Origin of the sequence: Kribbella sp. VKM Ac-2566 (genome assembly GCF_004366005.1) — a bacterium.
In the GTDB taxonomy this organism is placed as follows: domain Bacteria; phylum Actinomycetota; class Actinomycetes; order Propionibacteriales; family Kribbellaceae; genus Kribbella; species Kribbella pratensis.
In genome coordinates this window covers 868,586-892,078 of sequence record NZ_SODT01000010.1, presented here as the reverse complement: position 1 = coordinate 892,078, position 23,493 = coordinate 868,586, and the positions used below count along the sequence as shown (strand labels likewise).

Sequence of the window (23,493 nt, the reverse complement as noted above, 5' to 3'; positions counted from 1 at the left end):
GAGGGCCATGACGGACTGGGACATCGACCCGGAAGGGGTCAGCCGGGTGCTGCAGGCGACGTACGACGAGGCTCTGAAGCTCGAGACGTACGCCGGGAACTACGGCTCGTACCTGGGGGGTGTGGCCGGTAACGCCGGCGGCCTGATCGCCGACGCGCTGAACGGGTTCGCGATCGCCTACAACGGATCGTTCAACGCGATCGCGGCGCAGATCATCGCGTCGATGACCGGGGCCAAGGACGCCACGATCGCCTACCTGGACGGGCATCAGGAGATGGCGCTGAACGCGCAGCGGGCCGCGAACGGTGTGTTCGACCGGGAGTCCGAGGTAGCGCAGCGCAAGTCGGAGGAGCAGATGAAGTCGCGGGAGGCGGAGCGCCCGGAGCCTGAGGCTCCCTCCACCGGTGCGGGCAAGTTCGAGAAGTCCGGCGGTCTTGGTGGGGAGGAGTTGGGCCCGACCGAGCCGTACACCGGTACCGGGGCCACATCGACGGTGGACTCCGGCAAGACCCCGGGCGGAGCTGCCTGATGCCACTGGTCAATCCCGACGGTGTACCGGACCTGATCCCCGGCAACCTCGACTACGTCGAGTCCAACGGCAGGAATCTGTCGGACGTCGGGCAGTTCATCACCGACACCGGCGCGGCCGTCAGCCGGAACTTCTGGCAGTTGCAGGGCGTGTACGTCGCTCCGGAGGCGTACCAGCTGATGTGCACCATCAACCCGGCGTACAACGAATGCGCCCGGGTCGGGAACGCGATCAAGGACGCCGGTGACGCGATCCAGGCGTACGTGCGGGAGGTCCGGCCGCTGCACGAGCGGCTCGAGCGCACCAAGCGGGAGGCGTACACGTTCCTCGAGGTCATCGACCGCGAGGTCACGTCCGAGGGCGAGGACTGGAACGACTACGAGAACATCATTGCCGACAACAACCGGTTGGGCGAGGAGATGGGCAACCTCGTCCTGGCGATCCTCGACTGTCAGGTCAAGTGCGCCAACAAGATCGAGGCGTTGTACGGCGGAGCGGGCTGGAACCCGGAGACGCTCGACCGGAACTGGCAGCCGGGGATGCCGATGCGGACCGGCCCGAAGGTGCTGGTCCACAACGAGGATCCGGTCTACCCGCCGTGGGGCGGGTACGAGGACTGGGACAAGCCGTGGATCATGGACGTCGGCGATTTCGCCGTCGACGCCGTGGACGCGCTGACGGTGATGTTCGGCGTGCAATGGGCGGCCCGGGAGTGGTTCCACGTCGACTCGATGTTCGGGCACCCGCCGGCCGACATGTACCAGACGTTCGACGCCTGGGGCGAGGCCGCGATGGACTTCGTGTCCTTGCTGCACGCCATTCCCGGCGTCGGCGACGCGATCGACCTGGTCACGCCGGAGAACTTCGGCAAGGAGATGGACTCCAGGTTCGCCTCGCAGATCGACGACATCCGCGAGGACTGGAACTCCGGTAACCAGGCGCGTGCGGTGGCCGGCGTACTGGGCTTCGTCCCTGGGGTGGGCAAGCTCGCGACGCTCGCGACGAAGGTGGGCCGGTTCGCGGGGCTCGCGAGCAAGGTGCCGGCGATCGGCAAGATCGTCGATCACGCCGGCACGTACCTGGACTTCAAGGCGAACATCCGCGCCTCGGCGATCCGCGGCGCCACCAAACTCCCGGTCCTCGGCGATGTGCTGAAGGGCATCTCTCACATCCCGATCGTGGGCGAAACAGTACGCATCGAACGCGGCGTACCTCTCACCAAGACCCTGACCCCCGAACTACCCCAGGTCCACATCACCGACCCCCACCACATCCCCCACAACCCAACCAACCCCCGCCACCCCATCGACCCCCACCAGCCCGTCAATCCCCCTGGAACGGTCGATCCACGTGGGACAGTTGACCCACGTCATCCGGTTGACCCGCGTGAGACGGTCGACCCACATCATCCGGTCGATCCGCGCCAGACGGTTGACCCGCGCCAGTTGGTGGACCCGCGGCAGACCGTCGATCCACGTCACCCTGTCGACCCGCGTCATCCTGTCGATCCTCGCAATCCAGTTGATCCCCGGCAGACGGTTGACCCACGCCAGACTGTCGATTCGCGCCACACCGGCGACCCGGGTCGGGGCGAGCCGGGGGACCGGCGCGGGCGCGAAGAGATCGAGGGGAAGCCGACCACGGTCGACCCGAGGGAGCGCCCCGACGGCCGCCACGAGCCGCAAGGCCGACCGAACGAGCCGCGCCGGCCCAGCGAACCCGGGCAGTCCGGCAGGCCGGAGCAGCCCGGTCGCGAGGGTACGCCGCCCCCGATCGGCAACCCGACTCCGATTCCGGCAGGCAGAGTCGACCCGCCCGCGTCGGTGGGTTCCCGGCACGGCGGCGACGTGCCGTCCACCCACACCCGCCCCGACGACGGCCCGGACCAGACTCACCCGAACGACGACGGCAAACCCAACCGAACCAAACGCCGCCCCGAAACCCCCACCACACCCCGCGAACACACACGCCCGGACCACCCCAACCACCCGGACCACACAGATCGTCCGACCCGTCCAGACCGTCCGGAGCACACGGACCGTCCGACCCACCCGGACCGCCCCAACCGGCCGGATCACACGGATCGCCCGACCCACCCGGACCGCCCCAACCGGCCGGAGCACCCGGATCACACTGATCGCCCAACTCGGCCGGAGCACCCGGATCACACGGATCGCCCGGATCGACCGGACCAAACGGATCGGCCGGATCACACGTCGGAGCCGGGCAAGACTATGTATCCCGAGCCTGCGCCGTTCGCGCCGGTTGCCGCGACGGCCGGCGTCGACACGGGTCGTGTGGCCCGCTCGAGCCAGGGTGGTTCGCCGGTCGACGACCCACACCACCGCGACCGAAGCGCGGACCACGACGCCGACCGGACCGCGGATCGCAATCCCGACCCCGACGCGAGCGCGGATCGCAGTCCCGACCCCGACGCGAGCGCGGATCGCAGTCCCGACCCCGACGCGAGCGCGGATCGCAGTCCCGACCCCGACCGGAGCGTGGATCGCAATGTCGGGAACGGCGTGCCCGAGAAGGCGTTGCGGTTCATCGGTGAGCGGGTGCAGAGGTTCTACGAGCACCCGGGTGCAAGGGTCGAGCTGCTCGATCGCGGCAGCGAGCGGTACAAGAGGTTCGCTGAGCAAGCCCGCCGCGGGCTGGACACCGGCGACCTGCCGGAGCGTCAGCGCAAGGGCCGCGAGTACCTGTCCGAAGCCCTCGACGGATCGCATCCGCACGCCGTGGTCGCGAGCGTCGGCGACCGGATCGTGTCCGCGATCTCCCTCGACGTACGCCATGGTGAGGTCCAGCTCAGCAAACTCGGCAGCGCGCACACCGGCTTGAAGGGCGCGGCGACCGCGGTCGAGCACTTCGTCGCGCGGTACGCCGCGGACAACGGCGGTCTCGCGGTCACGTCGGAGATGCCGCTCGCCGATGCGCACGACTTCCACCACAAGATCGGCCGTCGTACGGACCGGATGCCCGGCAGCGGCCTGTCCGAATGGTCGCCGTCCGACGTGCAGCAGATCGCGCGGCGGGCGGAGTCGATGTTCGACCCTCAGACGTTGGATCTGGTACGCCGGGATTTCGCGGAACTGCACGCACGCCGTACGGAAGGTTCGCCGTACGGCATCGACCCGGGTGCGACCGCGAACAGACTGTCGCGCGCTGCCGACGAGTTCCGCCGTGAGGGCGGCCGCGTCGAGGTCGTCGAGAACGACACCGACGCCGACGCGCACGTCGATCTCGGCGACGGCAACGGCGTCAACGTGCCGGCGGGGGGCCGGACCTTCGTCTCGTACGACCGGCACGGCCGCCCGGCGTCGGTGCTGGCGATCCGAGACACGCCAACGCACGTCGAGATCGAGGAGCTGCGGCTCGGCGGCACGCCGTCGCACGGTTCGGTGGAAGCCGGCGTACGCGAGCTGGTCCGGCACGCGTCCCGCAGCGGACGCGACATCCGCGGACGGGTCACGGGGGACCCGGGTACGGCGTTGGGCCGGGCACTCGGGACGGAACACGGCCGTACGCCGACCGGAGGCCTGCCGTCCCGCTCGGCCACAGAAATCACCCACCACCTACCCGAAGGAGACCGCCCCCCAGTACACGTCGTACGAGAAGACGGCACGGTCCAACACCCCCAGCCGTCTCACGCGAGCGAGCCGTCTCACGTCGGCGAGCCGTCTCACGTCGGCAAGCCGACTCACACCGATGGACTGCATCGTGCTGATCGGCCGGGGCAGTCGGAGGGGCACCAGTGGCCTGGTGCGGATCCGGATCATGTCGCGCCGCGTCGTGGCGACGGATCGGGGCACGGCGACGACGACGGTGGTTTTGCCGAGATCGGGCGGAGGCTGTCGGAGGACGACGACTCGAGTGCCCGTCCTGCGAAGGACGGGTCTGAGAGGTCGGAGGATCCGGGTCGTCATGCCGAGCAGCCCAAGCACGTGGTGCAGCCGGAGCATGCGCAGCGGTCGGGGCGGGGGGACGAGCCGCGGCGTGCGGGGCAAGAGCGGGCGCGTGCGGGAGAGCCGGGGCGTGCGGGAGAGCCCGGGAATGCGGACGGGCCTGGAGGTGCGAACGGGCCCGGGCGTGCGGACGAGCCCGGGGGTGCGGACGGGCCGGGGCGTGCGGACGAGCCGGGGCATGGTGAGCAGGATCGGCGTGGCGCGGATGACGAAGGGCTGGGGGAGATTGCGCGTCGGCTCCTTGGGGAGGACGGGGGCAAGGGGCGACGTACGCAGGGGCGTTCTGAGGCGCCGGGAGGGGTAGGACGGCGCGGGGAGCGTGGCGAAGAAGCGAGTCAACGTGGTGCGGAAGCGGGTCGCCATGGTGGGGACTCGGCCCAACGTGGTGGGGAGTCGGCGCAGCGCCGTGGGGATCCGGCGCAGCGCGGTGGGGATCCGGCGCGGCGTGGTGGGGACTCGGCGCGGCGTGGTGGGGATCCGGCGCGGCGTGGTGGGGATCCGGCGCGGCGTGGTGGGGAGCCGGATGTCGGTCGGGCTGCCAAGTGGCGGCCGGGTGATGAGAAGTTGATTGAGTCGTTGCGGTCGGATCGGCAGCGCACCGGGAATCCGGGGGAGCCGCGGTCGGACGTTCGGCCCGTGTTGTGGGAGAACCCGGATCCGGACGGCCGGAAGCTGGACCGGCTCCGGGCGGCTTCGGCCGGCGATCGGCTGGCGCGGGTCGACGAGTGGTCGAGCATCCTCGACGACGGGTCGTCCGACGCGCTCGCTACGCGGACGGCTTGTGCCGAAGCGTTCCGGGTGTTCGCCGACATGATGAACGGTGGCGAGCCGCGACTTGCCGTCGGCAACGCATTCGGTACGGGAGAGCCGCGGTCGGAGATGTGGGAGTGGTTCGGCGGCCGACCGGCGCATCGATTGCATGACCCGCGGCTCGGTACGCCGGAGCAGTTCACCGCCGACGCCTACCAGCAGTTGGAGCGGTCGTTGCGCGGGAGTCCGCCGGGGACCGTGGTCTATATCGGCGTCGATTGGCATGAGGGCAGCGGGCACGCCTTCGGTGCGTTCGTCGACCGAGGCGGGCGGGTTCGGTGGTGGGACAGGAATCAACGGCTGTACGACGAGCACGCGCCGGTGACCGGTCCGTGGCCGCCGCGGACCCGGGCGCTTCGGTCGATCGAGGTGGCGATGCGGCGACCGGGTGAGCGGTGGTTGACGCCCGGCGCCGATGGTCGGTGGAGCGAACTCGGGCCGCTGCCCGACGACTCGCAGTTGATCGACTATCGCTACCCGCGGCCGGAACGCCCGACGACACCAGGAAACACACAGCAAGCCGGCGAACCCCAGCACCCACAGGCCAACTCCGGGCCAGGCGAGCACGAGACACCGCGCCCGGCGGTTGGCTCGGCGAGTGGCGACGGCAGCTCGCCGCACCAGCCGGTTGGATCCGGTGGTGGGGAGCCGTCACGGCGGCCGGTTGGTTTGGTGGGTGGTGATGGTGAGTCTTTGCGCCGGTCGGTTGGATCCGGTGGTGGGGATCCGTCACGGCTGCCGGTTGGTTCGGTGGGTGGTGATGGTGAGTCTTTGCGCCGGTCGGTTGGATCCGGTGGTGGCGGAGGCGAGCCGTCGCGGCTGCCGGTTGGTTCGGTGGGTGGTGATGGTGGGTCCTCGCGCCAGCGGGTTGGTTCTGGTGGGGATGTTGTGGCTTCGGGTTCGGTCGTTGGATCTGAGGGGCCTGGGGAGGCTGGGGCTGTTGGGCGGTTGGGGCGGAACGAGTTTCGGGCTCGCGTACCGGAGGGTGGGGCGCCGAGGTTGTCGGTGACTGCGCGGGAGGCGGTGGGCGCCGATCCGTGGGGCCGGCATGTGCCTTGGTCTGCGGTGGATCGACTGGTGCCGCGCGAGGTGCGGGTGAACCCGGCTGCCTGGGAGCGGATGGGCGACGAGTGGGACAGGTGGATCGCGTCCGGGCACGAGGTGCGGGCCGAGCTCATGCCGTCTGTGCCGGGCGCGGAGCCGGGTGCGCTCAGGGTGCGGTACGAGGTTGTCGACCCGCGGACCGGTCGGACCGTCTGGGACGGTGGGCGCGCAACGTTCGACCACACCGGCGGCGCCGTACTACGGCACCCGGACGGCAGCGTCGAGCAGTTCGAGCCAACCGGTACGTCGACGTACAACCAGCTCCCCGACCCGCAGCCGACGGCGCACAACAAGTTGCCCGAGGCGCCCAACCCGATGCCGGAGGTGCACAACAAGTTGCCCGGGGCCGGGGTGCGTGGCGCGGTGCCTCAGGTGCATAGAGGTAATGGGCGTGGGGTGGACTTCGAGCGGTTGTTCCCGGAGTTGGTCGAGATCAATCCGGATCGGCCGGGGTTGCCGGCCCGGAGGAAGTGGCAGAACTGTGAGGCTTCGGTGATCGCGGCGGAGTTGACCTTGCGGGGGCAGCCGTCTTCGGCGGTGATGGTTGAGCCGTGGGAGCTCGAGGGGAGTCAGCGGCTGCGGATGGCGCAGCGGGTCGGTGTGCCGTACGCGACCTTCCGCGAGGTCGGTGATTTCGAGGAGATCGCCCAGGAGATCTATCACGCCGGTGACGGGGCCCGTGGCCTGGTGTGTGGTTATCGCTCGTTTCTCGGGATCCCGACGTCGGGACACGTGTTCATGGTCGTCAATCGCCACGACCGCGTGTACTTCGTCGACCCGCAACAGCGCACCTGGGCACGGCTCGAACGGTTCGGCGCCGGGCTCGAGTTCCTGCGGACGAACTACGGAAGCAACGAAGGACAGTCGCATGGAGCTGAGTGAAGCGCGCGCAGTCGCAGCCGCGTTCCTGGAGAGCATGGAGTCGCCGGGCGAACCGTTGCGGTTGGCAACGAATGACGAGCAGGTCGCGGATGTCGGCTGGGCGTGGGTCTTCGCCTGGTCGACAGCGCAGTGGTTCGACACCGGTCAGGGCAGGCCACCCGTCGGCGGCGGTCCGATCGTGGTCGTGAAGGCGACCCGCGACAGCTGGATGCTCGGCAGTGCTACGCCGTACGACGAGCAACTCACGGCGTATGCGGCCGAACGCGGCTTGGAGCACGTGGATCCCGGCGCAGAGCCGGCGACGAAGCTCGCTGCCTGGCTGACCGTGCAGTCACCGGCACGTCCGGATCCGGTGACGGCGGCCGACCTGGCGACCTGGCGCCGTCGCGAGGTCCAGGGCTGGTGGCTGTTCGAGATGCCTGGGTTCACCGACACGATGTTCCTGGTCGGGGACGGCACGGTTCACGAGTTCCACCCGAGCCGGACGTCCGTCGACGAGGCGCTGGCCGCGGCCGGCGGGACGGGGTGACCGGCCGTGCCTCGGGAGTACAACAACCAGGTCATCGAGTCGGTCAGCGTACGGCGGCAGCGGCTCCGTGAGGCCGCTCTGTTCGGGGCCGACCGGGCGCGGCACAGCCTGGACGAGGGCGTCGGCAAGTTGTTCGCCAGTGTCGCGCTGGCCGCCGTGATCTGCGCCGGGTGCGTCGGCTGGTCGTTCATCGATCGCGAGCTGGCCAAGGAGAAACAGCAGCAGAACCAGCCGACCCAGACGGTGGCCCCGAGCCCGTCACCAACCTCATCAGGAACGCCGTCAACCAGACGACCCACGGCGAGCCCAACCCAAACGCGCTGAGCGCCATATCTCCCGGAAGGAGATCCCCGTGTCTACCCTCGTGCACCGCCCGGCGCGGAGCACCCGGCATCTCGGCGAGCAGCCGCCGAAGGTGATCGAGGCGCCGCCGACGCTCGGCCAGGCCGGCGGCGGTGGCGGGGCGATGCAGGCCCTGCTGCCGATCACCGGCGTACTCGGCTCGGTCGGCATGATGGCGGTCACGCGGAGCACCTTGTTCATGGTGGTGGGCGCGGCGATGCTCGTGGCCACGCTCGCGGGCGTACTCGGCTCGGCGATGTCACAGCGCGGTCGTGCCGGCCGGGACAGGCGTAAGCAGCGCGAGCGGTACCTCGACTACCTGGAGCGCCTGCGCGACGAGTTCGCCAGGACCGAGCGGACGGTACGTTCGGAAGCCGGCCTCCTGGACCCGCCGAGCGACGCCCTGGTCGACTGCGCGCGCGACCCGGCGCGGTTGTGGGAACGCCGCCGTACCGACTCGGATTTCCTCAAAGTCCGCTGCGGCACCGGCCGGATCCCGGTCGGCCCGGCCACCGTGACGCAGACCCCCGGTGCCACCATGGATCCGCCCGATCCGTTCATGATGGCGGAAGCGCAGGCCGTCGTACGCCGTTTTGCGCTGATGCCGGAGATGCCCCTCACCGTGCCGATGGACCAGGTCGGCAACGTCAGCATCGTCGGCGATCGTGACGGCGTGGTGAACGTGGCCCGGTCGCTGGTGCTGCAGACCGCGGTGTTCCACGCGCCGGAGGACGTCGAACTGGCGGCGTGTTTCCCGCCCGCGGCGATGCAGGACTGGGAATGGCTGAGCTGGTTGCCGCACGTGCTGGATCCGGAACGCCAGGACGGCCCGCACCCGTTCCGCAGGATCGCGCCGTCACCGGTCGAGCTGGCCGGCCTGATCGCGAACGACCTGGCGGAGCGGACGAAATGGGCGAGTGAGGCCCGCCGCGGGTCGATGGGCCAGCTCGACAGCCGCCGGCTGACCCAGCGTCTCTTGGTGCTCCACGACACCTACGGGCAGGTCAGTGCCGAGGTCCGCGCACCGGGCGAGAGCCAGGACACGGCGGCACTCGGCCTGACTGTTCTGCACCTGGTCGCCGACCGGACCCAGGAACCCAGCAACGTCGCGGTCCGGATCTCGGTCCAAGGCGACGAGGTGGTCGTCGAGGATCTCCGGGGCGCTCAGCCACTGGTCGCCACCGGCCAGCCCGACCGCACTGCCGCTGCCGTCGCCGAGGGGATCGCGCGGAGGCTGGCGCCGCTGCGGCTGTCGAAGGAGTCGGCCGAGGAGGACGCGTACACGTCCGACATCGACGTCATGGGCATGCTCGGCATCGACGACCCGGGCCGGCCCGACCGGGCGAGGATGTGGTCCGCCCGGAGCGAGCGCAACTTCCTGCGGGTCCCGATCGGTCTCGACCAGGCCGGTGCCCCGGTGATGCTGGACCTGAAGGAGTCCGCCCAGCTCGGGATGGGCCCGCACGGTCTGTGCGTCGGCGCCACCGGATCGGGCAAGTCCGAGCTGCTGCGTACGTTGGTGCTCGGGCTGCTCGCGACGCACAGTCCGGAGGACCTGGCGATGGTCCTGATCGACTACAAGGGCGGCGCGACCTTCGCTCCGTTCGACGGCGTACCGCATGTCGCCGGCATCATCACCAACCTGGTCGACGACCCGACGATGACCGAACGGGCGTACGCGAGCCTGGCCGGTGAGGTCCAGCGCCGCCAGCGGGTACTGCGGGATGCCGGGAACATCGCGAACATCACCGATTACCGGCTGCTCCGGCAGCAGCGGCCTGAACTGGATCCGTTACCGCACCTGTTCGTGATCATCGACGAGTTCGGCGAACTGCTGACCGTACGGCCCGACTTCATCGACCTGTTCTTGTCGATCGGCCGGATCGGACGATCGATCGGCGTCCATCTGCTGCTGTCCAGCCAGCGGATCGAGAGCGGTCAGCTGCGCGGGCTGGAGACCTACCTGTCGTACCGGTTGGGCTTGCGCACGTTCTCCGAGGACGAGAGCCGCTCGGTCCTGGACACCACCGACGCCTTCCACCTGCCACCGCTGCCGGGGTTCGGCTACCTCAAGGTGGACGTCTCGGTGTACCAGCGCTTCAAGGCGGCGTACGTCTCCGGCCCGTACACCGGTCGGATCGACCACGAGCCGCAGAAACCAGGCCCAGTAGTCCGGCCGTACCTGCTCACGCCGTACCAGCAGGACCTCGCAGCACTTGCGCCGGCAGCCGACGACGATGACGGCGCCACCGAGCGCACAACCGGCCCGACCGTGCTGGACATGTTCGTCGGCCAGATCAAACCGGCGGCCAAGAAAGTCAGCCAGATCTGGCTGCCGCCGCTGCCGGTTGCCTGCACACTGGACCAGCTCGCGGGCGACCCGAGGCCAGGTCCGCGGGGACTGCAGTTCCCGGCCGGGTCGCCGCAGCTGGCGCCGCCGATCGGGGTGCTCGACGACCCACGCAGGCAACGGCAGGAAGTGCTGCGACTAGACCTGACTGCGGCCGGCGGGCACTGCGCGCTGATCGGCGGTCCGCAGTCCGGCAAGACCACCACGATCCGCACGATCGTGACCGCCCTCGCCCACAGCCACACCCCTGCAGAAGTGGCGATCTACGGCCTCGACCTGGCCGGCGGCGGGCTGCAGCCGCTGCGCGATCTGCCGCACGTCGGCGGGATCGCGATCCGCACCGACCGGAACCGGCTGCGCCGGACGCTGGAGGAGATCCGGGGCATGATCGACCACCGCGAACGCGTTTTCCGCGACCGCGGGATCGACACCATGGAGACCCTGCGCGAACTCCATGGGGCGGGCGAGGTCCCCGAGCTGCCCTGTGCGGACGTGGTGCTGCTGGTCGACAACTTCGGCGCGATCCGGACGCAGTTCGACGAGATCGACGAGCCGATCGCGGACATCCTCCAGCGTGGCAGCGGGTACGGCGTTCACGTGGTGGCGGCCATGCTGCGTTGGAACGACGTACGGATCCAGTTGCAGTCGCTGTTCGGCACGGTGCTCGAGCTAAGGTTGAACGATCCGTCCGACTCCATGATCGACACGCGCCTGCAGAAGACGATGCGCAGCGCCCCGCCCGGGCGGTTGCTCACGCCGCAAGGCAAGCTGTTCGCCCAGGTCGCGCTGCCACGCGTCGACGGCCACGTCGACGACGATCGCCTCAGCCAGGTCCTCGAGGCACAGTCGGTCGCGATCAGGTCCGCCTGGAGCGGAGCGCTCGCGCCGCAGGTCAGGGTGCTGCCGTTCCAGGTCGGACGTCGGGCGCTGCCGAGCTCGGTGACCGAGCCGGAGCGGGTGCCGATCGGGCTGGACGAGGCCGGGCTGGCGCCGGTGCTGCTCGACCTGTCCGGCGACGACGGCAATTTGGTTGCCTTCGGCGACAACGAGTGCGGCAAGACGAACCTGCTCCGGCTGGTGATGCAGCAGCTCGCCGACCGGTACGCCGCGTCCTCGGAGCTCGTGTTCGGGGTGATGGATCCCAGGCGCTCCCTGACCGACGTGGTGAAGTCGCTGCCCGAGGACTACATCGGCGGCCACGCCACCAACATCCGGCAAGCCGCCGGGCTGGCGAGCGCGATCGCCGAGGAGCTGGAGCGGCGGATGCCCCACGACTCCGGTACGCCGGCCGGCACCGGACCGCGGATCGTTGTCGTGGTCGACGACTACGACCTGCTCACCACCGGCGGCCAGTCGCCGCTCGAACCGTTGCTGCCGTACGTCGCGTCCGGTCGCGATCTCAAACTGCATTTCGTCGTCGTACGACGTGCCTCGGGCGCGTCCCGCTCGATGTACGAACCGTTCCTGCAGGCCGTGCTCGAGTCCGGTTGCGCCGGCCTGGTGATGGCCGGCGACCGCGGCGAAGGCCAGATCTTCACCGGCGCCCGGCCGGACAGCTACCCGGCCGGACGGGGACTGTTCGTCCGGCGCGGGGACAGCCCGGTGCTGATCCAAACAGCGCTTGCCGACGGCAACGGTCCGCTCAGACATGGAGGTTCATCGTGACGTACGACGTGGTGGCGCTGCTGGAGCGGATGCCGTCGGACGAGGACGTGCTCGCGTCGCTCGCGGCCACCGGCACCGAGCATCGGGTCCGGGCGGTGTCGGGCGGCATGGTGATCCAGCTCTGCGACGAGAACGAGGTACCGCTGGTGTCGATCGACACCCCGATGTACATCCAGGTGCCGGGCGAGCCGATGCGGCAGTTCGGGGCCGCGTACGCCGACGTACCGACGCCGACCTGGTGGGTGGAGATCCGCGCCGCGACGCACGACGCCGGCTCGCGGCTGGCGTGGCGGTACGCCGAGCAGCTCGTCGAGCGCGCCGGCGGCCGGATCTGGGCACCGCCGCCCGCCGCCGCGACCCGGAATGGAGCCGAGCATGCCTAACGCACTGGACTACAGCCCCGGCCTGGACCTCATCACCGACGAAGTCGCCGTGATGATGCAGGACCGCCCGGTCGTCGGCCTCTCCGCCTGGTTGCTCGATACGGTGGCCGCCGCCGAACGTGAGGGCCGCGGCGTCCAATTGGTGACCCCCGCCGGCGTCCGGCTCAGCTATCCGGCACGGACCCGCCTGTTCTCGGGACGGAACACCCGCTGGGTGGTGCAGGCCGCCGGCGGTGACGAGGCGTACGACGGGCTGACGGGTGTGAAACTGAGCTGGGACGGGAAGAAGTTCGCCCCGGTCGCAGGGACCGACGGCCGCGGGGAACTGGCCACTGCGTGGACGGCCGATCCTCAGCAGCTCGATGTCCGCGCGAACCTTCAGGTGCTCGCGCGCGTCCGCTACCCGGCATTGGACAGCACGATCGTTGGCCGGGCCACCGAGTTGCTGTTCACCGAGCTGACCGGCGCGCCGCCGATCGGCTGGGGTACCGAGGAGCCGGTGAACCGTCCGTGGAACACCGAGGCCAGTGCCTCGCTGACGGCGTACTGCCATCGCCGGTCTCCGAGACCTTCGCTCCTCACCGTGGTCGGCGCATCGACCGATGGAGTCCGGCCCGCGACCGGATCCGCCGTGATCAGCAGCCGGCCGGCCGGCATCGAGGAGACCGTGATGCTCGCGGTCGCACAGCCGGGACTCGAACCGCCCGACGCCGACACGGTCCGGGACGTGATCGGGCGGCTCGCCGAAGAGGTGGAGCTGGTGACAGTGCTGGTGAGCGCGGCGGGTGCGGCCGCCGACACCACGTCGTACCCGCACTTCACCGGATTTCCCGCGCCGATCGGTCTCGCGATCGGTCCGCAGGAGGCGCGGATCGGCGCGACAACCAAGCCCGTCCCGATCGGACCGGCCTCGCGTCCGGCGGCCTGGTACGGGCTCGGTGACGGCACGCGGCTGCCGGACTGGGAGCGACTCGGCGACCTGCTGCGCAGCGTCATCTCCGGAACAAGCAGGGCCGGTACTAGCAGAGAAGGATGAGTTGATGGGCGCGACGTACAGCAGGGTGACAGTGGTCGGTCGGCGGCGGCGGATGGACGCCGTACTGCCGGTCGACGAGCCACTCGGCAAGCTGTTGCCGGACCTGGTGCAGATGCTGGACGAGCCGGTGGAGCGGTGGCCGCGGCGCAGGTTCCTGACCACCGTCACCGGGGAGCAGGTGGCGCCGGAGTACAGCCTGGCCAGCGCCCAGCTCGGCGACGGCGCGGTGCTGCGGCTGATGGCCGAGGGCGAGCTGCCTCCGCCTCCGACGGTGTACGACATCACCGAGGAGACGGTCGACGACCTGGATCGGCGTGCGGCCGCGTTCCAGCCGAGGCACCGCCGGGCGCTGGCCGGTGCCGCCTTGGTGGTCAGCGTGCTGGCCGGCGTGATCGCGCTGGTCACCCAGACGGACTCGGACCTGGCGTTGTTCCTGCTGCTGGTGCTCACCACGCTGACAGGCTTCGTCGGCGTTGTGCTCGGCCGCTATCAGCGACCGGTGGTCGGCATCCCGTTGCTGTCGATTGCCACCGGATGCCTCTCGATCGGGCTCGTGGTCTGGGCAGTCGCCGGCGGCTGGTCGGTGCCGATGGCGTTCGCGGCCGGTGCGGCCGGGGTCGGAATTGGCGCCGTACTGTTCGCCGGAGCCGGACTGGCCCGCGGCGGGGTGCTCGGCGGCACCGTCACCGTGGCGTTCGCGGTGTGCTGGATCGGTGGTGTGCGGCTCGGCATCGACGCGGATCGGGTCGGCGTGGTGGCCGGCGCGTTGTCCGTGCTGGTGCTCGGGTTGCTGCCGAGGCTGGGGCTGGCGATGTCGGGCCTGACCGCGCTCGACGACCGGCGGGCTCAGGGCGTCGAGGTCCAGCGCACCGACGTACATTCGGCGATCAACGCGGCGCACCTCGGGATCGCGCTGGCCACGGTTCCGGTTGCGGTGTCGTCGGTGGCGTCGGCCGTCGTGATGCTGCGGACCTGGAACGGCTGGTCGATCAGCGTCGCGGTGCTGCTGGCGTTCCTGCTCGCGTCCCGAGCGCGGCTGTACCCGCTCCTGACCGAGGTCGCGGTCCTGTGCGCGGCGGCGCTGAGCATCATGCTGGTGCTCACGTTCGTCCTGTCCACGAAGGAAGCCGGAGGCGCGCTGATCGCCGTCGGCCTCCTGGTCGTGGTCGGTATGGTCGCCGCCTTCGGCATGCGCCCGGAGTCACCCCAACACCTCCAGGCCCGCGCCGCACAGATCCTCGACGCGATCGAGGTCGCCGCGATGATCGCCTTCGTGCCACTCGCGTTCGGAGTCTTCGACCTGTATGCGAAACTTTTGAACGTCGCCTAACAGGAGGTTCCCGCAGTGAGTGGTACTGCGGGATTGCTCCTCGGCGGGGTTGTCCTGCTCGGGGCCTTCGTTCAGTGGCTGACGGGCATGGGCTTCGCGCTGGTCGCGGTACCCGCGCTCGTGATGGTGCTCGGACCGGTGGACGGCGTCTCGTTCTCGAACTGCGCCGCCGGAGTCGTATGCCTCCTGGGCCTGTCCCGCGGCTGGCGCCAGGTGCGCTTGCAGGCGATGGTCCCGCTGGTGATCGCGGCCGCGTGTACGGCGCCGCTCGGCGCCTGGTTCTCCCGAGTCCTGCCCGAGCCGGTGCTCCTCGTGGTGATGGGTGCCCTGGTGACAGTGACCGCGGCGCTGCTGATGAGCGGTCTGCGGGTGCCGGCGCTGAAAGGACTCGGCGGCGCGCTGACCGCAGGTGCGGCCGGCGGTTTCATGAACACAGCCGCCGGCCTGGGCGGACCTCCGGTGTCGCTGTACGCCGTCAACGCGAACTGGACGATCCGCGAATTCGTGCCGAACGCCCTCTTCTACGGCACGATCGTCAACGTCTTCTCACTCGTCACCCGCGGCGTGCCTCCACTCGCGGGCGACGAATGGCTCGTAGCGGCTGCCGGACTGATCCTCGGCGCGGGCCTGGGGGCACTGCTGGCCGGCCGGATCCCGGACCCGGTCGCCCGCGTGCTGGTGCTGTCCCTGGCCGTTGCCGGCGGCATCATGACGGCGATCAAGGGACTGTTGGCGATCTAAAGGTCGGTGAAGCCCAGCCGCAGCGACCCGGTGAAGGTTGCTGTCGGGGTTTCGAGGACCTCGAGCTCGAGTACGACGAGGTTGTTGGTGCCCTGCTCCAGGAGCGGCGCCGGGACGTAAAGGGTTTCCTGGGGGCCGCGGCGCCAGTAGCGGCCGAGACAGAAGCCGTTGATCCAGGCGAAACCCTTGCCCCAGGCATCGGTTCGCAGGAACAGGTCGGACTCGCCGTCGGTCTCGAACGTCGCCCGCCACGCGGTCGGCCCGATACCGAGCACGGACGGGGTCGGGCCGGCGGATTGCCACAGCTGCGGAACCCTGTCGAGGTCGATCCCGCAGGCGGTCCACCCGGTGAGTTCCTCGGCGCCGACGCGGACCGGCCCGATGAGGCCCTTGGGCTCACCGATGCGCGGCCCGTAGTTGACCCGGCCCTGGTCCTCGACGACGAGCTCGAGCCGTCCGCGGGTGTGGGGGAGCATGATCGCGCGATCGTGCCGTTCGCGTTCCAGGATGCCGACCGGTGCACCGTCCAGGAACACCTGCACGCGGTCGCGGACCTCGCCGAACGTCAGCAGCGCCGGCCCGCCCTGACGCAGTTCGGTCCGGAAGATCGCAAGCCGCGCGTCCAGATCGTCGAGCGTCGGCAGCTCCTGGTGGTCCGACCATGTTCCACAGAAGCCCGGGAGGAGCCCGACCGGATCGGACAGGGCGACGGTGAACTCCGGTGCGGCCGGCTTCGGGGCCGGCACAGTGTCCGGCACCGGCGCGTACCGCGAGATCACCTCACGGAACGCGTGGAACTTCTCCGTCGGATTCCCGGCCTCGTCGAGCGGTGCGTCGTAGTCGTACGACGTCACGGTCGGCCGGTACACGCCCTTGTCGTTGGCCCCGCTCGACAGTCCGAAGTTCGTACCGCCGTGGAACATGTAGATGTTGACCGACGCCCCGGCCGCGAGCAGCGTGTCGAGCTCCGCAGCGGCATCGGCCGCGCTCGTCGTGTGGTGGCGTCCGCCCCAGTAGTCGAACCACCCGTCCCAGAACTCCATGCACATCAAGGGTCCGGTCGGCTGGTGCTTGCGCAGCGTTTCGAGCCGCGACGTGACACGGGATCCGAACGAACCGGTCCGCAGTACGCCGTCCAGTCCGCCGGCGGCCAGCATCGAGTCCGTCGGCTGATCCACCGTGACGAGCGGAACGGTGATACCGGCGTTCCGGATCACGTCGGCCAGCGCCTTCAAGTAGGTCTGGTCGTCCCCGAATGCGCCGTACTCGTTCTCGACCTGAACGAGCAGCACCGGTCCGCCCTGGTCGATCTGCAGTGGCCGGACGATCTCCAGCACATCCTGCAGGTACTGCGTGACCGCGGACATGAACCTCGGCTCGTAGCGGCGTACGCCGACCCTGTCATCGGTATCGTCGTCGCGGAAGAGCCACGCCGGGAGCCCGCCGTTGTCCAGCTCCGCACAGATGTAGGGCCCGGGCCGCACGATCGCGTACATCCCGGCGGCCGCGACCTCGCGGAGGAACCGCCCGAGGTCGAGCATCCCGGAGGTGTCGAAGACGCCGGGGCGCGGGCTGTGCGCGTTCCACGGGACGTAGGTCTCGATGGTGTTGAGCCCCATCAGCCGCGCCTTCTCGATCCGGTCCGCCCAGCAGTCCGGGTGCATCCGGAAGTAGTGCAGGGCACCGGAGATGATCTGCAACGGACGGCCGTCCAGGACGAAGTCGGACTCACCGATGGCGAAGCCGGGCATGGGCTCTCCTTCTTGTTTACGTAAACATCTCTGACGGTAACCGGACCGGCCGGCGACTGTCCACCCGGGATCAGCGGCGGGTACGTCGACGCTTGCGAGGTGCTGCCGTGCTCTGCCGGACGATGAGCGGCGCGGGCACCGTGCCGTGGTATCCGGTCAGCTGCTCCCGCCCGCCGAGTTGCCGCATGATGACCTCGACGAGGTCGTGACCGATCTGGTGGAACTCCTGCCGGACCGTCGTCAGCGGCGGCCAGAGATGGGCGGCGAGGTCGATGTCGTCGAACCCGACGACGCTGACGTCGTCCGGCACCCGGCGGCCGGCTTCGTGCAGTGCGTGCATCAGGCCGGCTGCCATCTCGTCGTTCGCCGCGAAGACCGCCGTCACGTCGTCGCGCTGCGCGATCTCGTTCCCGATCTTGTAGCCGGTCTCCGCGGACCAGTCACCGCCGAACGGTTCCGGGACCTCCCGTCCGGCGTCGACGAGCGTCTGCTTCCAGGCGGTCGCCCGCAGGTCCGCGGGACCGGAATCGCTCGGCCCAGCGATGTGGTGGACCACTCCATGCCCGAGATCGAGCAGGTGCTGGACCGCGGCGCGACTGCCACCGACCTGGTCGGCGCCGACCGCCGGATGGTGCCCGATGAACCGTGAGTCGGACACCGCGACCGGCATGGTCGGCGGCAGCGCCAGAGCCGCCGGGGTCGCGGTTTCGGCCCGGATGATGATCAAGCCGTCGATCGCCTGGTGGCTGAGGTGCTGCACCGCCTCGCTGACGTCGCTCGACGAAGGACTCTCGACGTCGACGAGGCTCACCGAGTACCCCTCCCGCCGGGCGGCCTCGATCACCGCCTCGATGGTCTTCGACTCACCGGTCCGGATGACCTGGTGTGCGATCAGACCGATCGACCGGAAGTTGCCTCGGCGTAGCGCCCGGGCGGCGAGGTTCGGTGCGTATCCCAGCTGCCGCATCGCGTCGAGCACCCGTTCCCGGGTCTCGGCCTTGACCGGCTCCGAGCCCGTGGACACGCGGGACACGGTCTGCGACGACACACCGGCCAACCGTGCGACGTCGCCGATGGACGGTCCCGACTTCGGGTGTCCCTTGACCCCGCGGCGTTCGCCCCTGACCTCGCTCGACATGGCATCAGCATAGGTGGGGCGCTAGTTGTCACGGGCGACCATCAGCCAGCTGACCTGGATGTCGGGGGACCGGGTGGGCGCGATCGACACCGTGATCTTGCCGTCGGCCCCGACCGAGATTCCGCCGTACGACGCCGCGACGCCGGTCGCGGTGAACAGGCGCTGCTGGTCGACGACAACTCCGTTGACGGTCACCGCGGCCGCGCGGTTGGCCCACGGCCACGGGTCGTAGTAGCCCGCGTGGACCGTGTACGTGCCCGGCTCGAGGCCTTCGAACGTGTAGACCAGCGGCTCGTGGTTCTTGGCGTACCGCAGGGTCGTATAGAGGTCACCAGTCCCAGCCGGTGCGCTGGACCCGGTGAAGCCCCACGTCGTCCCGGTGGCCGGGTCGGTGCCGAGCGGCTGTTCAGGTGCCGAGTTGAGCAATGGCTGTTCGGTCGACGCGACCTGGGTCAGGCGGGTCCAGTCGGGCGTGGCGGTCCCGCCGGCATTCACGGCGTACCGCAGACCGTGTGGCACGACGACGACCGAGCGGCTGAACGTCCTGCCGTCCGCCAACGTGCCACGCAGCGTCGCGGGTCCCGGCTGCGCGATGCTCGACGGGTCCCAGGTGACAGCGACCTGCTGCGACCCGCTCGCGGTCGTCACGGTGACGGTGGTCGGCAGTGTGCTGGTGTCGTTCAGCCAGACGTTGTCGGGGATCGTGCTCGTGACGGTCCAGCGGGTGTACGGCGTCAGGTCGCCCAACGTCCACTCGGTGTCCGGGCCGATCGTGAGTGCGCCGCCTTCGCCGAAGCTCATCGGCATCCAGACGTACGGCGCGTTCGCGAGGTCGCTCGGGGTCCACCGGTCACCCATGAAGACGAACTTGTTCTGCTTCGGGTCGACCGGGATCACGTTGGTGCTCTGCGACCGGTACGTGGTCGCCGCGCCGTCGCCGGTGATCGGGACCCCGCGGTCGGTGAACTGACCCAGGACGTTCTGCGAGGTCGCGTAGTGCGCCGGGTTCGGGTCCCAGCCGGTGGCACCCGACGTCACCAGGTAGTAGGTGCCCTCCGACTTGAACATGGCCGGCGCCTCACGCTGGTTGCACGCGAGCGTCCGCACGAAGTCCTTGCCCTGTACGGCGTTCTCCGGCGCCGCGGACAGGTACGTGTAGGACCGGTTCAGCTTGGAGATGTACATCGTCCGGTTCTCCTCGGAGGAGTAGATGATGTACGCCGTACCGTCGTCGTCCACGAACAGGTTCATGTCGCGCGCCATCCCGCCGGCCGGGTCGAACGCGGACGACGTACCGCACCACGGCACGGAGTCGCTCGGCACCCGGTTCAGGCGGTACGAGTCGATCCAGCGGAACGGGCCCTTCGGTGAGTCGGCGATCGCCACGCCGGCCTCGGCGCGGGCGTACGTCGACGTACTGGTCGGCGACGACGGGCCGTCGGAGTGCACCCACATCACCCACTTGCCGGTGCTCTTGTTGTAGATCACCTTGGGGCGTTCGAGGATCGACGGGCGGGCCCAGCCGTCGGTGCGGACGCTGTTGGTCGACAGGTCGCGCCAGACGACGTCCTTCTGCGCGGGCGTGTACTTCTTGTAGAGCTTCGCGAAGTACGGGTCGTTCTCGAACTGATCGGGGGAGTTCATCGCGCGGAGCGCGAGTCCCTGGTCCTTCCAGTTGTAGAGGTCGTACGACGAGTACAGGTGCACACCCGGGCTGTCGTAGTAGCCGTTGCTGCGATCCTCGCCGTACCAGTAGTAGATGCGCCGGCCGTCGTCGTCCTTCGACGGCACGACCTGCCCGCCGTGGGCCTGAACGACCTTGCCGCTGGTGTCCAGCCAGGGCTCACCCGGCCGGAAGGAGGTGTACGCCGATGGCTCGGCGGAGTTGGCCGGCGCCGCCGGCACGCTGACCCCGACTGCGGCGAGCACCACGCTCACCACGGCCCCAATCACTCTTCGCGTCACAGGCTTACCTCCGGGCGGGGAGAATGTTTACGTAAACAGAATGCCTCTGATTACAACGCCCGGCTCCTCCAGCGTCAAGAGCCCACCTGCCCCCTAGCCTGTTGCAATGATTGCAATAGTCGTCGCGGCGGTGTTCTTCGCGGGTATGGGGATCTACGGGCTCGTCATGCCCGCGGCGCTGGTGCGGCCCTTCGGGATCGTGGCGGCGGGGCCGGACGCGCGTAACGAGGTGCGCGCCGTGTACGGCGGGTTCGGGCTTGCGGTTGCGGGGCTGCTGGTCGCCGCGGCGCTCGACGAAGGGATCCGGCGCGGGGCAGTGATCGCGGTTGCGGTCGCGCTGGGCGGAATGGCCGCAGGGCGATTGATCGGTGCGGTGCGGGACCGCCCGCGAGCCTTCTATCCGTCGTGGTTCTACTTCTGCGTCGAGGTTGTCCTCGGCGGAGTGTTGTGGATCGCAGTGAGTTGAGCCGCGCATTCGGCGGCTACTGCGATCGCGAGGGTCTCCGCGGTGTCGGTGTCGTGTTCGGGGACCAGGTGGTGGATGGTGCCGGCGGCGTGCAGGTCGGGCGCGGTGATGTGCTGGGCGGCGGCGAGCTCCGGAGCATGAGCGGTGTCGCGGTACACGATCGCGCTGGCTCCCTCCGGTGGAAGTGGCGCGAGCCACGCGTGCTCCGCCGCGATGACGGTGGTTGCCGGGAGCAACGCCAGCGCGCCGCCACCAGTGCCTTGACCCAGAAGGACCGACAAGGTCGGCACGGTCAGCGTCGTCATCGTCGAGATGCACAGCGCGATCTCGCCGGCCAGGCCGCCTTCTTCCGCGGCGCGGGAGAGTTCGGCGCCGGCGGTGTCGATGACCGTGACGAGTGGGAGGCCGACGGTTTGAGCGAGGTTCATGCCGCGGCGGGCCTGGCGTAAGGCCGCCGGTCCCATCGGCTTGCTCTGCGAACGGTCTTGTCCGACCAGTACGCATGGTCGGCCGGCGAGCCGGGTCAGCGCGACGAGGACGGCCGCGTCCGGTTCGGTCAGCCGGAGTGTTCCGGTCGCTCCGTAGCGGAGCAGCTCGCGGACCCCGGCACGGTCGGGCTGACGAGTACGCAGGACGGAGGTCCAGGCGTCAACCGGTCCGGCGGCTCCGGTACGGCGGGGGAGCGTCGGAGCGACCGGGGGATCGACGAGGACTCCGAGCGCCCGGTCGAGCAGGAACGGGAGATCGCTCGTCTCGACGACGCCGTCGATCACCCCATGCGCGGCGAGGTTCTCGGCCGTCTGTACGTCGGCCGGGAACGGTTCGCCGTGGAGTGCTTCGTAGACCTTGGGGCCGAGGAAGCCGATCAACGCTCCGGGCTCCGCGACGGTGACGTGACCGAGGGACCCCCACGAGGCGAACACGCCGCCGGTCGTCGGATGCCGGAGATGGACGAGATAGGGGAGACCTGCCGCGCGGTGATCCATCAGCGCCTTGGAGATCGTGATCATCTCGACGAAGGCGGCCGCTCCTTCCTGCATGCGGGTCCCGCCGGACGCGGTCGACGCCACGATCGGCAGCCGTTCGGCGGTCGCACGACGTACCGCTGCAGTGATCCGCTCCGCGGCAACCCGGCCGATCGACCCGGCCAGGAACGCGAACTCGCTGACCAGTACGGCGACCTGTCGCCCACGGACCGAACCCCGGCCGGTGACCACCGACTCGTCCGTCCCCGCCCGCTCGGCGGCCCGCCGCAACTGCTGCTGATAGGTGTCGTCGGCCGACTGCGTGCCTGGCCGATCCCACGACTGGAACGATCCTGGGTCGAGGACGGCGTCGATCAAGTCGCGGGCGCTCATTCGTCCAGCCAGGCACGGATCGAGGCGCCGTGCTCGTCGAGTGTCGGCGGCGGCCGGTGGTCACCTCGGGTGGTCTCCCGCGATCCGTCGAAGAACCGCAGCGGCGGACCGGGCAATCGCAGCGGCCCGAGCGTCGAGTGCTCGACGTCGATCAACAGACCCTGGCTCGCGGTCTGGTCCCAGGTGTACACCTCGTCCATACTCCGGACCCGCCCGGCGGGAATGCCGGCGTCAGCGAGTTTCGCGAGCAACTCGGCACTGGTCAGACCACTGAACGCCGCCTCGATCACCGCGATCAACCGGTCCCGGTGCGCAACCCGGTCCGCATTGGTCGTCAGGCCGTCCGTGGCGAGTTCGAAGGCCGCGCTGAACCGTTCCCACAGTCCCTCGCTGCCCACCGCGATCTGCACCGCACCGTCCGCGCAACGGAACAGTCCGTACGGCGCGATCGACGGATGATGGTTGCCCTGGGCCACGCCGACCTCGTCGGCCACTGTGTACCGCGTGCCCTGAAACGCGTGTACGCCGACGATTGCCGCGAGCAGCGACGTACGGACAATGCAGCCGACACCGGTGGCCGACCGTTCATGGAGCGCCGCGACGACGCCGTACGCGCCGTACATCCCGGCCAGTAGGTCGCCGATCGGTACGCCGACCCGTTGCGGATCCTCCGGCCCGGACCCGGTCAGCGACATCAGTCCTGCCTCACCTTGAGCGATCTGGTCGTAGCCGGCTCGTCCACCTTCCGGTCCGTCGTGGCCGAAGCCCGTGATCGACAGGACGACGAGGCGTGGATTGCGTTCGCGCAACAGGTCGAGGCCGAGTCCCAGCCGGTCGAGTACGCCGGTCCGGAAGTTCTCCACGAGTACGTCGGCGCGCTCGATCAACCGGAGTACGACGTCGCGATCCGCGTCGTCCTTGAGGTCCAGCGTGATGGATTCCTTGTTGCGGTTGGCGGACAGGAAGTACGTCGACTCGTCGCCGGCGAACGGCGGCCCCCAGCCGCGCGTGTCGTCGCCGCGGCCCGGTGCCTCCACCTTGATCACGCGCGCGCCGAGGTCACCCAGCATCATCGTGGCGTGCGGCCCGGCCAGCGCCCGGGACAGATCCACGACCAGTACGCCGTTCAACGGCCCGTGCATCCGC

General features: G+C 69.7%; 15 protein-coding genes. 10 read left to right on the top strand and 5 right to left on the bottom strand.

Translation table 11 applies throughout. The annotated features are described in order from the left end of the window. The first annotated feature begins 7 nt into the window (after positions 1-7). From EV647_RS22480 to EV647_RS22440, 9 genes are read left to right on the top strand one after another with little or no spacing between them, the layout of a single operon-like run. Positions 8-529 (top strand): DUF6507 family protein, encoded by a 522-nt coding sequence (locus EV647_RS22480; protein ID WP_134005862.1) that lies wholly within the window; start codon positions 8-10, stop codon positions 527-529. Further along, positions 529-7,293 (top strand): toxin glutamine deamidase domain-containing protein, encoded by a 6,765-nt coding sequence (locus EV647_RS22475; RefSeq protein WP_134005861.1) that lies wholly within the window; start codon positions 529-531, stop codon positions 7,291-7,293. Before EV647_RS22480 ends, EV647_RS22475 begins: the two co-directional genes overlap by 1 nt. Next, positions 7,280-7,822, top strand: a complete 543-nt coding sequence (locus EV647_RS22470) for a YrhB domain-containing protein (protein WP_134005860.1) — start codon at positions 7,280-7,282, stop codon at positions 7,820-7,822. The genes EV647_RS22475 and EV647_RS22470 overlap by 14 nt, the downstream gene beginning before the upstream one ends. 6 nt (positions 7,823-7,828) lie before the next feature. After that, positions 7,829-8,146, top strand: coding sequence for a hypothetical protein (locus EV647_RS22465; protein WP_134005859.1), 318 nt, complete (start codon positions 7,829-7,831; stop codon positions 8,144-8,146). A gap of 28 nt (positions 8,147-8,174) precedes the next feature. Then, complete coding sequence (gene eccCa, locus EV647_RS22460; protein WP_134005858.1) at positions 8,175-12,179, top strand: type VII secretion protein EccCa; 4,005 nt, start codon at positions 8,175-8,177, stop codon at positions 12,177-12,179. Beyond that, complete coding sequence (locus EV647_RS22455; RefSeq protein WP_134005857.1) at positions 12,176-12,562, top strand: hypothetical protein; 387 nt, start codon at positions 12,176-12,178, stop codon at positions 12,560-12,562. The genes eccCa and EV647_RS22455 overlap by 4 nt, the downstream gene beginning before the upstream one ends. Next, positions 12,555-13,598 carry a DUF6177 family protein gene (locus tag EV647_RS22450; protein WP_134005856.1) on the top strand — a complete coding sequence of 348 codons (1,044 nt, stop codon included), beginning with the start codon at positions 12,555-12,557 and terminating at the stop codon, positions 13,596-13,598. The genes EV647_RS22455 and EV647_RS22450 overlap by 8 nt, the downstream gene beginning before the upstream one ends. A 4-nt stretch (positions 13,599-13,602) precedes the next feature. After that, complete coding sequence (gene eccD / locus EV647_RS22445) at positions 13,603-14,928, top strand: type VII secretion integral membrane protein EccD (protein ID WP_134005854.1); 1,326 nt, start codon at positions 13,603-13,605, stop codon at positions 14,926-14,928. 15 nt (positions 14,929-14,943) lie between these two features. Then, the gene (locus EV647_RS22440) at positions 14,944-15,669 is read left to right on the top strand and encodes a sulfite exporter TauE/SafE family protein (protein ID WP_202876266.1); all 726 of its coding nucleotides are present in this window, start codon (positions 14,944-14,946) and stop codon (positions 15,667-15,669) included. Here the strand turns inward: EV647_RS22440 and EV647_RS22435 are convergent. From EV647_RS22435 to EV647_RS22425, 3 genes are all read right to left on the bottom strand, one after another. Continuing rightward, positions 15,666-17,420: a beta-galactosidase family protein gene (locus tag EV647_RS22435; protein ID WP_134005852.1), complete on the bottom strand. Its 1,755-nt coding sequence runs from the start codon at positions 17,418-17,420 to the stop codon at positions 15,666-15,668. The genes EV647_RS22440 and EV647_RS22435 overlap by 4 nt on opposite strands. A 70-nt stretch (positions 17,421-17,490) precedes the next feature. Beyond that, a complete protein-coding gene (locus tag EV647_RS22430) occupies positions 17,491-18,558 on the bottom strand; it encodes a LacI family DNA-binding transcriptional regulator (RefSeq protein ID WP_134005850.1) in 1,068 nt (355 codons plus the stop codon). Between the two features lie 21 nt (positions 18,559-18,579). Beyond that, the gene (locus tag EV647_RS22425; RefSeq protein ID WP_134005848.1) at positions 18,580-20,523 is read right to left on the bottom strand and encodes a glycoside hydrolase family 43 protein; all 1,944 of its coding nucleotides are present in this window, start codon (positions 20,521-20,523) and stop codon (positions 18,580-18,582) included. A gap of 106 nt (positions 20,524-20,629) precedes the next feature. On the opposite strand from EV647_RS22425, the gene EV647_RS22420 reads away from it, so the two are divergent. Then, positions 20,630-20,989: a DUF4345 domain-containing protein gene (locus tag EV647_RS22420; protein ID WP_134005845.1), complete on the top strand. Its 360-nt coding sequence runs from the start codon at positions 20,630-20,632 to the stop codon at positions 20,987-20,989. Here EV647_RS22420 and EV647_RS22415 read toward each other — a convergent pair. Continuing rightward, complete coding sequence (locus EV647_RS22415; RefSeq protein WP_202876265.1) at positions 20,935-22,347, bottom strand: carboxyl transferase domain-containing protein; 1,413 nt, start codon at positions 22,345-22,347, stop codon at positions 20,935-20,937. The genes EV647_RS22420 and EV647_RS22415 overlap by 55 nt on opposite strands. Further along, the gene (locus tag EV647_RS22410) at positions 22,344-23,489 is read right to left on the bottom strand and encodes a CaiB/BaiF CoA-transferase family protein (protein WP_134005841.1); all 1,146 of its coding nucleotides are present in this window, start codon (positions 23,487-23,489) and stop codon (positions 22,344-22,346) included. The genes EV647_RS22415 and EV647_RS22410 overlap by 4 nt, the downstream gene beginning before the upstream one ends. Positions 23,490-23,493 lie beyond the last annotated feature (4 nt).